Origin of the sequence: Streptomyces sp. NRRL F-5755 (genome assembly GCF_001279365.1) — a bacterium.
Classification (GTDB): Bacteria; Actinomycetota; Actinomycetes; order Streptomycetales; family Streptomycetaceae; genus Streptomyces; species Streptomyces rimosus.
Genome location: NZ_LGCW01000295.1, coordinates 56801 through 68346, shown reverse-complemented (window position 1 = coordinate 68346; position 11546 = coordinate 56801). Strand labels below are relative to the sequence as shown.

Here is an 11546-nt window from a genome sequence, read left to right as displayed (position 1 = left end):
AGACAGCGGATGTCGTTCAAGTATCCCGTGTCCAGGCCCGCTCTGGAGGGCAACGAGCTGGCGTATCTGACCGGTGCCGTCGAGGACGGGTGGATATCCTCCCAGGGCCCGATGGTCGGGCGGTTCGAGCGTGCCTTCGCCGACTACAACGGCATCGCGCACGGCGTTTCCTGTTCCTCGGGAACGGCGGCGCTCACCCTCGCGCTGCGGGCGCTGGGCATCGGCCCGGGGGACGAGGTGATCGTCCCGGAATTCACGATGATCGCCTCGGCGTGGGCGGTCACCTACACCGGCGCGACGCCCGTGTTCGTGGACTGCGGGGACGACCTCAACATCGACGTCACCCGTATCGAGGAGAAGATCACGGCGCGCACGAAGGCCGTGATGCCGGTGCACATCTACGGCCGGCGGTGCGACATGGACGCGGTGATGGACATCGCGTACCAGTACAACCTGCGGGTCGTGGAGGACAGCGCCGAGGCGCACGGAATCCGCCCGGTCGGTGACATCGCGTGCTACTCGCTGTTCGCCAACAAAATCATCACGGCGGGGGAGGGCGGCATCTGCCTCACCGACGATCCGAAACTCGCCGGGCAAATGGCGCACCTGCGGGCCATGGCGTTCACCAAGGACCACAGTTTCCTGCACAAGAAGGTGGCGTACAACTACCGCATGACGGCCATGCAGGCCGCCGTCGCGCTCGCCCAGACCGAGCGGCTGGACGACATCCTCGAAGTGCGCCGCGGCATCGAGAAGCGCTACGACGAGGGACTGGCCGATGTCCCCGGTATCACGCTGATGCCGCCGCGGGACGTGCTGTGGATGTACGACCTGCGCGCCGAACGCCGCGAGGAACTCCGGGAATTCCTGGCCGGGGAGTCCATCGAGACCCGGCTGTTCTTCAAGCCGATGAGCCGGCAGCCCATGTACTTCCACCCCGACTGGCCCTCGCTCAAGGCGAACACCTTCGCCGAGGACGGACTGTACCTGCCCACCCACACCGGACTGACCGCCGGCGACCAGGACTTCGTGATCGACCGGGTCCGCGCCTTCTACGGCGTCGGCTGACGGCCCGTCCGAAAGGGGAATTCCACCCATGACGCACACCGAACCGGCCGCGCCGGCCACCTGCCCGGTCACGGGAGCGGCGGCCGCGGCCACGGACACGACGGATTCGACCGGGCACGGAACGGACCCGCTGGTCGTCGACTTTCCGCTGCGCGCGCCCGGCATACCCTTCCCGCCGCCCGAATACGCCGACTACCGCGACAAAAAGGGGCTGGTGCTCTCGCACCTGCCCGACGGCAAACGGGTGTGGCTGGTCACCCGGCACGAGGACGTACGCGCCGTCCTGACAAACCCGGCCATCAGCTCCAACCCCCAGCACCCGGGCTTCCCCAATGTCGGCGAGACGATCGGCGTACCCAGGCAGGACCAGATACCCGGCTGGTTCGTCGGAATGGACTCGCCCGAACACGACCGGTTCCGCAAGGCCCTCATCCCGGAGTTCACCGTGCGGCGCGTCCGCGCGATGAAACCCGCGATCGAGCGCACGGTGGACGCGCAACTGGACGCGATGCTGGCCGCGGGCAACACCGCCGATCTCGTCGCCGACTTCACCCTGCCCATTCCCTCCCTGGTGATCTCGGCACTGCTCGGCGTGCCGCCCGCCGACCGCGAGTTCTTCGAATCCAGGACCCGCGTCCTGGTCTCGTTCCGTGCGTATTCCGACGAGGACCGCATGGCCGCCGGCAAGGACCTCATGCGGTACATCAACCGGCTGATCGAGATCAAGAAGAACTGGGGCGGCGACGACATCGTCACCCGGCTGCTGGCCACCGGCGCCATCGGTGCCCACGAAATGTCCGGCGTACTGATGCTGCTGCTCATCGCCGGCCACGAGACCACGGCCAACAACATCGCGCTCGGTGTGGTCACCCTGCTGAAGAATCCCCAGTGGATCGGCGACGAACGGGCCGTCGAGGAAACCCTGCGCTTCCATTCGGTCGCCGACCTGGTGTCCCTGCGGGTGGCCGTCGAGGACGTGGAAATCGCCGGGCAGCACATCAAGGCGGGCGAGGGCATCGTGCCGCTGGTCGCCGCGGCCAATCACGACGAGGAACTCTTCGCGTGCCCCCACGCGTTCGACCCCTCCCGCTCCGCCCGCGGCCACGTGGCCTTCGGCTACGGCGTACACCAGTGCCTGGGACAGAACCTGGTACGGGTCGAGATGGAAGTCGCGTACCGCAAGCTCTTCGAACGCATTCCCAACCTTCAGCTCGACGTGCCCGAGGACGGGCTGAACATCAAGTACGACGGCGTGCTCTACGGCCTGCACGAGCTGCCCGTCCGCTGGTGACCTGACCGGAACCCGCGCCCGCCCGGCGGCACGCATCACCGGCCGCCGGGCGGCCCCCATCCACCGCAGGAGAGAGACCCGACATGCGTATCACCGTTGACTCCGACCGCTGCGTCGGGGCGGGCCAGTGCGTGCTGAACGCGCCCGCGATCTTCGACCAGGACGACGACGGCCTGGTCACCCTCATCGCCGAGCCCGGCGCCGACCAGGAGGCCGCCGCCAAACTGGCCGGCGCCCTGTGCCCGTCCGGGGCCATCACCGTGCACGAGGGCTGACGCCCGCCCGGGCAGGAGCTCGTGTCCGAACCCCGGCCCGCCCACCGACCGAACGAGAGTGCTCAGAGCGATCCGGGAGTGATGGTGCCCGTCCACACAGCTGACTACGTGATCCAGCCGCCCACCGACGCGGCGGAGGTAGGGGGCGGCCATACGCTGCCCGAGGTGTTCGAGGCCGCGTCGAGGGCCGCCCCCGACGCGGTGGCCATCGTGGACGGGGACCGTTCGCGGACCTGGGCGCAGTGGCGGGCCGACGTCGGCGCGCTGGCCCGTGGCCTGCAGGAATCGGGCGTCGGGCCCGGTGACGTGGTGGCGGTGCGGCTGCCGAACAGCTGGGAGTTCCAGACCCTGCACCTGGCCGTCGCGGCCGTCGGCGCCGTACTGCTGCCCATCCACCAGGGCACCCCGACCGCGGAGGTCCGCGCGCTGCTGACCCGCGCGGAACCCGTACTCCTCGTCCTGTCGGCTTCCGGGAGCGAGGGCACGGCAACGGCCCGCTCGCTCCTGGAGAGCGTGCCGACGCTGCGCGGCGTGCTGCTGGCCGGGGCGTCGGAGGCGGAGTGCGAGGAGCCGGGTATCGGGGCGCTGGACGGGCTGCCGGCAGCCTGGATGGGCAGCGAGCCCCGGCCGGTGCACCTCACCCCCGACATGCCGCTCGCCCTGATCCCTTCGTCCGGCACCACCTCGGCGCGGTCCAAGCTCTGCGTGCACACCCATGGCGGCCTGCTGGCGAACACCGCGGCCGTCGTGGCCGAGGCCGCCGACGCCTTCGACGGCACGGTCCTCACCGCCTGCCCGATGACCCACCTGTTCGGACTCCAGTCCCTGCACACGGCGCTGTTCGCCGCCCGGACGCAGGTCCTGCTCACCGGCTGGGACGTGGACCGCTTCCTGGCGCTGGCGCGGCAGCACAACCCCCGCGTCGTCTTCGCCGTACCCGCCCAACTGCGGGAAATCGTCGCGCGGCTGGCCAGGACGGACGAGCCGGCGGGCTTCGCACCGCACCAGGTGCGTACGGCGGGCGCCGCCCTCGCGCCCGCGCTCGCCGCACAGATACGCGCCGCCCTCGACTGCGAACTCGCCGTGGTGTGGGGCATGTCCGAGATCGGCACCGGCACCGTGACCCGGGCCCACCATCCCGACGGCAGCGTGGGGGAGCCGGTCGACGGCGTGCGCGTACGGGTCGTCGACGACAACGGCGATGAGCGCGCGGCGGGGGAGACGGGCGAGCTCCAGTACCGGGGACCGGCGATGTTCCGCGGCTATTTCCGCGAGCCGGAGCTGACGCGCTCGGCCCTCACCGAGGACGGCTGGCTGCGGACCGGCGACATCGCCGCCATCGACACGGACGGCGTGGTCGTCCTGCACGGCCGGGCGGCCGAGGTGATCGACACCGGGGGCCGGAAGGTCAGCGCCACCGAGGTGGAGGGCCTGCTCGCGGATCTCGTGGGCCTCGGCCCGCTGGCCGTGGCGGGCGCGCCGGACGACCGGCTCGGGGAGTACCCGTGCCTGGTCGTGACCGACCGCGCGGACCGTACGATCGGGCTGACCGAGGTGACCGCGTTCCTGCGCCGGCGGGGACTCGCCGACCACAAGATCCCCCTCGAACTGGTCACCGTGCGCGAGCTGCCCTTCACCCCCGCGGGCAAGCTCGACCGCAGAGCACTCAAAAAGCAGCTGCTCACCGGCCTGGAAGCGACATCCGTAGCGGCCCGTCTCGGCGCGGTCCCGCCGGAGACGGCCGAAGAGGCGCTGGAACTGGTACGCGACTGCGTCCGCCAGGTCCTCGGCAGCAGCGGCGACCCGGCCGGCCCCGCCGCCGGTACGCCGGAATTCCCCGACACCGAATTCCGCCGGCTCGGCCTCGACTCCGTCCTCGCGGTCCGGCTGCGGAACCTGCTGCGGGAGGAGACCGGGCTGTCCCTCCCGGTCACGCTGGCCTTCGACTTCCCGACTCCGCGGGCCGTGGCGCACGTACTGGCCGAACAGAACGACCCGGCTTCGGCGACGGCACCGGGGAAGACGCCGCAGGAGCCGCGGAGGTTCCCGGCCGGCGAGGCCGATCCGGTGGCGATCGTCGGCATGGCCTGCCGCCTGCCGGGCGGCGCCGACTCTCCCGACGCCCTGTGGGAGCTGCTGGCCGACGGAACCGACGCGATGTGCGCCTTCCCGGACGACCGCGGCTGGGACCTGGACCGCCTCTTCGACGAGGACCCCGACCGGCCGGGCACCTGCTACGCCCGCGAAGGCGGCTTCCTGCCCGACGCGGGCGACTTCGACGCGGGCTTCTTCGGCCTGTCCGACCACGAGGCGACGGCCACCGACCCGCAGCAGCGCCTGCTCCTGGAGGCGGCCTGGGAAACCTTCGAGCGGGCGGGCATCGACCCGGCGTCCCTGAAGGGCACCCGTACGGGCGTGTTCACCGGCGCGATGGAGCGCGGCTACGGCGCCCTCGCGTCCGCCGTGCCCAGCGAGTGGGAGAGCATGCTCGGCACCGGGGCCGCCAACAGCGCGATCTCCGGGCGCATCGCCTACACCTACGGCCTCGAAGGCCCCGCGCTGACGGTCGACACCGCCTCCTCGTCCTCCCTGGTCGCCCTGCACCTGGCCTGCCGCTCCCTGCGGTCGGGCGAGACCGACCTGGCGCTGGCCGGCGGCGTCACCGTCATGGCGACCCCGGCGCCCTTCACGCACTTCGCCCGGCTGCGCGCGCTCGCCCCCGACTCGCGCTCCAAGGCGTACGCGGACACCGCGAACGGCTCCGCATGGGCGGAAGGCGCGGGACTGCTGCTGCTGGAGCGGCTGAGCGACGCCCGCCGCAACGGACACCGTGTACTGGCGCTCGTACGGGGCTCCGCAGTGAACCAGGACGGCGCCTCCAACGGGCTCACCGCCCCGAGCGGCCCCGCACAGCAGCGCGTCATCCGCCAGGCCCTGGCCGACGCCGGGCTGTCGCCGCAGGACGTGGACGCGGTGGAGGGGCACGGTACCGGCACTCCGCTCGGCGACCCGATCGAGGCCCAGGCCCTGATGGCCACCTACGGCCAGGAGCGGCCGGAGGGACGGCCGCTGTGGCTGGGGTCGGTGAAGTCCAACCTGGGGCACACACAGGCCGCCGCCGGGGTCGTCGGGGTCATCAAGACGGTGCTCGCGCTGGGCCGCGGCGTCCTGCCCAGGACGCTGCACGTGGAGGCTCCCTCCACCAAGGTCGACTGGTCCGCCGGGGCGGTACGGCTGCTGACCGAGGAGCAGCCCTGGCCCCAGGAGAGCGGGCACACGCGCCGGGCAGGAGTGTCGTCCTTCGGGCTCACCGGCACCAACGCCCACGTGATCCTGGAGGAGGCCCCGGGCGGGAAGCCCGAGCAGGCGCCGGCTACGGAACCGGCCGACGACACCGACGTACCGTGGGTGCTGTCCGCCCGCAGCCGGGCGGCGCTGCGCGAACAGGCCCGGCGCCTGGCCGAGCATGTGGCGGCCCACCCCGGGCTGCGCACACAGGACATCGCCCACGCCCTGGCCACCACCCGTACCCGGCACCGGCACCGGGCCGTCGTCAGCGGCCCCGACCGGGACCGGATGTTGTCCGCGACGGCCGCGTTCGGGCGCGGGGAGCGGGCCGCGGAGGTCACCCCGCAGGATTCCGCGCCGGGCGGGCTGGCCTTCGTCTTCTCCGGGCAGGGCGGCCAGCACCCCGGCATGGGGCGCGCGGCGGCCGACGCGTTCCCGGTCTTCGGGCAGGCGCTGCGCGAGGTGTGCGCCGCGCTGGATCCGCTGCTGAGGCGTCCGCTGACCTCGGTGATGTGGGCGGACCCCGACTCCGACGATGCGGCGCTCCTGGACAACGCCGAGTACTCGCAGCCGTCGCTGTTCGCCCTCCAGGTCGCCCTCTACCGGCTGTACGAGTCCTGGGGCATGGCCCCGGACCACGTGGCGGGCCACTCGGCCGGCGAGATCGCCGCCGCGCACGTGACCGGCATCCTCTCCCTCCAGGACGCCTGCACCCTGGTGGCGGCACGGGGCCGGCTGATCAGCTCGCTGCCGACCGGCGGCGCGACGGTGGCGGTGCGCATCCCGGAGGACGAGGTGCAGGCGTGGCTCGCCGAGGACACGACCGGCTCCGTGTCGGTCGCGGCCGTCAACGGGCCGCACTCCCTCGTACTCTCCGGTGCCGAGGCCCCGCTCCTCGCCCTCACGGACCGGCTCCGCGCCGCCGGCCACAAGACCCACCGGGTCCCCGTGCGCGTCGCGGCCCACTCGTCGCGGATGGACCCCATCCTGGACGAGTTCCGCGCGGTCGTCCGCACGCTGTCCTACGGCACGCCCACCCTTCCCCTCGTCTCCACCGTCACCGGCCGCCCGCTGACCGACGAGGAGGCGCGCGACCCCGAACACTGGGTGCGGCACCTGCGGCAGCCCGTGCGCTTCAAGGACGCCGTCGGCCGGCTCCGGGAAGCAGGCGTCACCGGGTTCCTGGAGCTGGGCGCCGAACCGACGCTCACCCCCATGATCGACGAGTGCCTGGAGGCGGCCGGCCCGCAGCCCGGCGCCGCCGTCATCCCGAGCCTGCGCACCGGGGCACCGGACCGGCACACCCTGCTCACCGCGGCGGCCCGGGTGCACGCCCACGGCGCTCCCGTCGACTGGGACGCGGTGCTGCCCGGGGCCCGGCCCGTCGCCCTGCCGACGTACGCGTTCCAGCGGCGGCGGTTCTGGCTGGCGGCGGGCCCGGGTGCGGGCGCCGAGGCCGCTTTCGTGGGCGCCGCGATCGGCGCGCCCGTGCCGGAGGCCGATGAGGAGCCGTCCGGGCTGGAGGTCCGCCTGGCCGGTCTCGAAGACGCCGAACAGGACGCGTACGTACGCTCCCTGGTGCTCGCCGAAACCTCGGCCGTGCTCGGCGGCCAGGAGCCGCCCGACGGCGAGGGCACCCACACGTTCAAGGAGATGGGCATCAACTCGGTGAACGCCGTCGAACTCCGCAACCGCCTCATCGCGGCCACGGACCTGCGGCTCCCCGCCACGCTCGTCTACGACCACCCCACCCCGAACGCGGTCGTCCGTCTGGACTCGGTCGTGGCCGAGCTGGAGTCCCTGCTCACGGCCGGCGCGGAGGTCTCGGCGGAGGCGGCGGCACGGCTGAAGGCGATGGCGGCGGGGCGGGGCGGCGGGACGGACACCCGGGTCGGCGGGGCCCCCGGCCCCGGCGGGCGCCCAGCGGCGGGGCCGTGTCCGGGCTGGGGGACGCGGACCCCTGGGGGGGGGGGGGGGGGTCTTTCCGGGACCCCCCCCCCCCCGCCGTTCATGGCTGAGGGGGCCGGCCCCGCAAGGGCCGGCCCCCTCAACCGCTGTGCGGATCAGTCCTCCAGCGTCCCGCGGAAGCGGTTGATGGCGTTGACGTGCCGCGCCCGGAACTCGGCGTCCCGTACGCCGAGCCCTTCCTCGGGAGCGAGCGCCAGAATGCCGACCTTGCCCTGGTGGAGGTTGCGGTGCACGTCGTACGCCGCCTGCCCGGTCTCCCCCAGGGGATAGGTCTGGGACAGCGTCGGGTGGATCCTGCCCTTGGCGATCAGGCGGTTGGCCTCCCAGGCCTCGCGGTAATTCGCGAAGTGCGAGCCCACGATGCGCTTGAGCGACATCCACAGATAGCGGTTGTCGTACTGGTGCTGGTAGCCCGAGGTGGAGGCACAGGTGACGACCGTGCCGCCCTTGCGCGTGACGAACACACTCGCGCCGAACGTCTCGCGCCCCGGGTGCTCGAAAACAATGTCCACGTCCTCGCCGCCGGTCAGTTCGCGGATGCGCTTGCCGAACCGCTTCCACTCCCGGGGGTCCTGCGTCTGCTCGTCCTTCCAGAACCGGTATCCCTCGGCGTTGCGGTCGATGACCGCTTCCGCGCCCATGGACCGGCAGATCTCCGCCTTCTGGTCGTTGGACACCACACAGACGGGGGTGCCGCCGCCGGCCAGCACCAACTGCGTCGCGTACGAACCGAGTCCACCGCTCGCGCCCCAGATCAGCACATTGTCACCGACCTTCATGCCCGCGCCGTTGCGGGAGACCAGCTGGCGGTACGCGGTGGAATTCACCAGCCCGGAGGCCGCCGCCTCCTCCCACGTGAGATGGCCGGGCTTGGGCATCAGCTGATTCGACTTCACCAGCGCGAGTTCGGCGAGACCGCCGAAATTGGTCTCGAAGCCCCAGATGCGCTGCTCGGGGTCGAGCATCGTGTCACCGTGGCCGTCCGCGCTCTCCAGCTCGACGGAAAGGCAGTGCGCGACGACCTCGTCACCCGGCTTCCAGACGGTGACGCCGGGCCCGGTGCGCAGCACGACGCCCGCCAGGTCGGAGCCGATGACGTGGTACGGCAGGTCGTGCCGCCTGGCGAGCTCGCTGCGCCTGCCGTACCGCTCCAGGAATCCGAAGGTCGGCAGCGGCTCGAAGATCGAGGTCCAGACGCTGTTGTAGTTCACCGAGGACGCCATGACGGCCACCAGGGCCTCGCCGGGACCGAGTTCGGGCACGGCCACCTCGTCGAGGTGCAGCGACTTGCGGGGGTCCTTGTCGCACCCCGCGAGCCCCTCGAACATGTCGGTCTCGTCCTTGTGGACGGTGATCGCGCGGTACGACTCGGGCAGCGGCAGCGCGGCGAAGTCGGCGGCCGTGGTGTCCGGCGCCTGAATAGCGTTCAGTATTTCCTTCACGGGGAGCCTCCGGAAAAGGCGGGTCGGCAGTGCAGCGGTAAGGGCGAGGCGACTCCGGCCGCGTGATCACCATTCCCGTGCGTGAGGAGTCAATGTCTCCCCGTAATCCCCCTGGGCGTCCCTGGGAAGAGCCCCGGAAAACCCGCCCCGCGGGAGCGCGGAAAGACGGGCCAATCATGACCGGAAGGCTCTAGAGGAACGCCTAGTGTTCCCATCGGTAAGTTCACGGCCGACGCCGCACGCCCAGAATCCCGCCGTCCGGAAAAGCAATCTTCCGCGCGTCTTTTCGCCCGGTCGGTGTTCTCAGAGCGCGATGAGACCCGCGTTCGTCGGCTGGAAGCCGCAGGCGTCGAAGGAGAACGTGCGCAGTTCGTCGTCGAAGTCGACGTGCAGCCATTCGCACCGCGCCGCCCGGGCGCCCCGGACGGCCGTGGCGACCAGCCCGGCCCCGATCCCGGAACGGCGCGCGTCCGCCGTCACCACGGTGTCCAGGACGAACGCGTGGACACCACCGTCCCACGCGACATTGACGAAGCCGACGAGTTCACCGTCACGGTCGCGCCGGGCGCACACCCAGCCGAGACTGTGCCGGTGGAGCTGCGCCGACCAGTCGATGTCCAGGACCCGATGGCCGAAGCCCTCCGCGTGCAGCCGGTTGACGGCCGCGTTCTCGAAGCTGCCCCGCCACTCGTACGTGATCGCCATGCCGTCAGCGTAGAGGCGCGCGGTTTCCCCGTGGCGCACACTGGTGTGCATGGCCGAACTTGTCGCAACGTCCGTCGGTGGCACACCGATCACGGCCCTCGACGACGGCGAAGGGCCGCCGCTGCTCCTCGTGCACGGGGGCGGTGGCGGCACCGCGTCCTGGGACGGCGTCATGCGGTCGCTGACCGACGGCTTCCGGGTGGTCAGGATCGCCCGCCGTATCTACGTCCCCGGGGCGACGACCCCGCCGTACTACTCGACGGCCGTCGAAGCGGCGGACATTCTGGCGATCGCCGGGCTCCTCGGCCGGCCCGCGCTGCTGGCCGGCCACTCCTCGGGCGCGGTCGCCGCGCTCGAAGCCGCGGTGCGTGCGCCCGGGGCACTGGCGGGCCTGTTCCTCTACGAACCGCCGGTGTCCGCCCGGTCCCTGGCCGGAGGGGAGGCGGCCCGGCGCGCCCGTGCGGCGTTCGAGGCGGGAGATGCCCGTGAGGCGATGCGGATCCATCTGCGGTACATCGTCCGCGAACCCGCTGACGTGGTCGACACGATGGTCGCGGACCCGAAGGCGCGGGCCGCGTTCACCGCGAAGGCGGCAGCGGGCTTCGCCGACATCGACGCGCTCGACGCGCTGGGTGTCGGCGTCGAGCGCTTCCAACGGCTCCATGTGCCGACCACCCTCGTACAGGGCGAGAAAAGCCCGGCCCACCTACGGGAGCGCCTGACCGACCTGGAGGCCGCCCTGCCCGACGCACGTGTCGTCACGCTCGCCGGACAGGGGCACACGGCCCACCTCATTGCTCCCGGCGAACTGGCCGAGGCGATACGGGAGGCGGCCGGTCGCGTCTTCCGCTGACGGGGTGCCGGCCGCCCGTGGTCCACTACGCCAACGTGACGTCCAGCGCCAGCTCCTTGAGCCCGTTGACGAAGTTGGAGCGGACGTAGCGGGGCTCGGCCGTACGGCGGATGTCGGAGAGGCGGGGCAGGAGTTCTTCGAACATCACACGCAGTTCGAGGCGGGCCAGGGAACTGCCGAGGCAGGAGTGCGGGCCGCCCTTGCCGAAGGTGAGGTGGTCGTTGGGGGTGCGGGTGACATCGAAGCGGTACGGGGCGTCGAAGACCGTCTCGTCGCGGTTGCCCGAGGAGAACTAGAGGACGACCTTCTCGCCCCGGGAAATGCGCCGGCCGCCCAGCTCGGTGTCGCGGGTGGCGGTGCGCCGGAAATGGTGCACGGGGGAGGAGCAGCGCAGGAACTCCTCGACGGCGCCCGGTACCAGGGACGGGTCACGGCGCAGCCGCTCCCGCTGGTCCGGATGGTCGATCAGGGCGAGCATGGTGTGGGAAATGGCGTGCCGGATGGTTTCGTTGCCCGCCACGACCAGCAGCAGGAAATAGTTGTCGAAGTATCGGCCGGACAGCGGCACTCCGTCGGACGGCGGCTGATCGACGAGCCGGCTCACGAGGTCGTCGCCGCCGGTGCCCCTGCGCCGCGCCGCCAGCTCCCGCCCGTAC

At 71.9% G+C, this 11546-nt stretch carries 6 protein-coding genes and 2 pseudogenes; 5 read left to right on the top strand and 3 right to left on the bottom strand.

The genetic code is table 11. From position 1 onward, the window contains the following. Positions 1-9: 9 nt before the first annotated feature. From ADK86_RS31775 to ADK86_RS31760, 4 genes and pseudogenes are all read left to right on the top strand, one after another. Entirely contained in the window at positions 10-1068 is a 1059-nt protein-coding gene (locus tag ADK86_RS31775) for a DegT/DnrJ/EryC1/StrS family aminotransferase (RefSeq protein ID WP_030600406.1), read from the top strand. A gap of 28 nt (positions 1069-1096) precedes the next feature. Continuing rightward, positions 1097-2359 (top strand): cytochrome P450, encoded by a 1263-nt coding sequence (locus ADK86_RS31770; protein ID WP_234346134.1) that lies wholly within the window; start codon positions 1097-1099, stop codon positions 2357-2359. 83 nt (positions 2360-2442) lie between these two features. Beyond that, positions 2443-2634: a ferredoxin gene (locus ADK86_RS31765; protein ID WP_053699699.1), complete on the top strand. Its 192-nt coding sequence runs from the start codon at positions 2443-2445 to the stop codon at positions 2632-2634. Positions 2635-2715: 81 nt separating this feature from the next. Continuing rightward, a pseudogene (locus ADK86_RS31760) lies at positions 2716-7788 on the top strand (beta-ketoacyl synthase N-terminal-like domain-containing protein); the annotation flags it as partial. A 197-nt stretch (positions 7789-7985) separates the two neighbouring features. Here the strand turns inward: ADK86_RS31760 and ccrA are convergent. Both ccrA and ADK86_RS31750 read right to left on the bottom strand, forming a co-directional pair. Beyond that, positions 7986-9332, bottom strand: coding sequence for a crotonyl-CoA carboxylase/reductase (gene ccrA, locus ADK86_RS41625; protein ID WP_053699698.1), 1347 nt, complete (start codon positions 9330-9332; stop codon positions 7986-7988). A gap of 303 nt (positions 9333-9635) precedes the next feature. Next, positions 9636-10037, bottom strand: a complete 402-nt coding sequence (locus tag ADK86_RS31750; protein WP_053699843.1) for a GNAT family N-acetyltransferase — start codon at positions 10035-10037, stop codon at positions 9636-9638. Between the two features lie 49 nt (positions 10038-10086). Between ADK86_RS31750 and ADK86_RS31745 the strand changes: the two genes are divergently transcribed. Beyond that, complete coding sequence (locus ADK86_RS31745; protein WP_053699697.1) at positions 10087-10890, top strand: alpha/beta fold hydrolase; 804 nt, start codon at positions 10087-10089, stop codon at positions 10888-10890. A gap of 25 nt (positions 10891-10915) precedes the next feature. On the opposite strand, the pseudogene ADK86_RS44940 reads toward ADK86_RS31745, so the two are convergent. Continuing rightward, positions 10916-11545 (bottom strand): annotated as a pseudogene (locus ADK86_RS44940) (cytochrome P450); the annotation flags it as partial. Between the last annotated feature and the right edge of the window lies 1 nt (position 11546).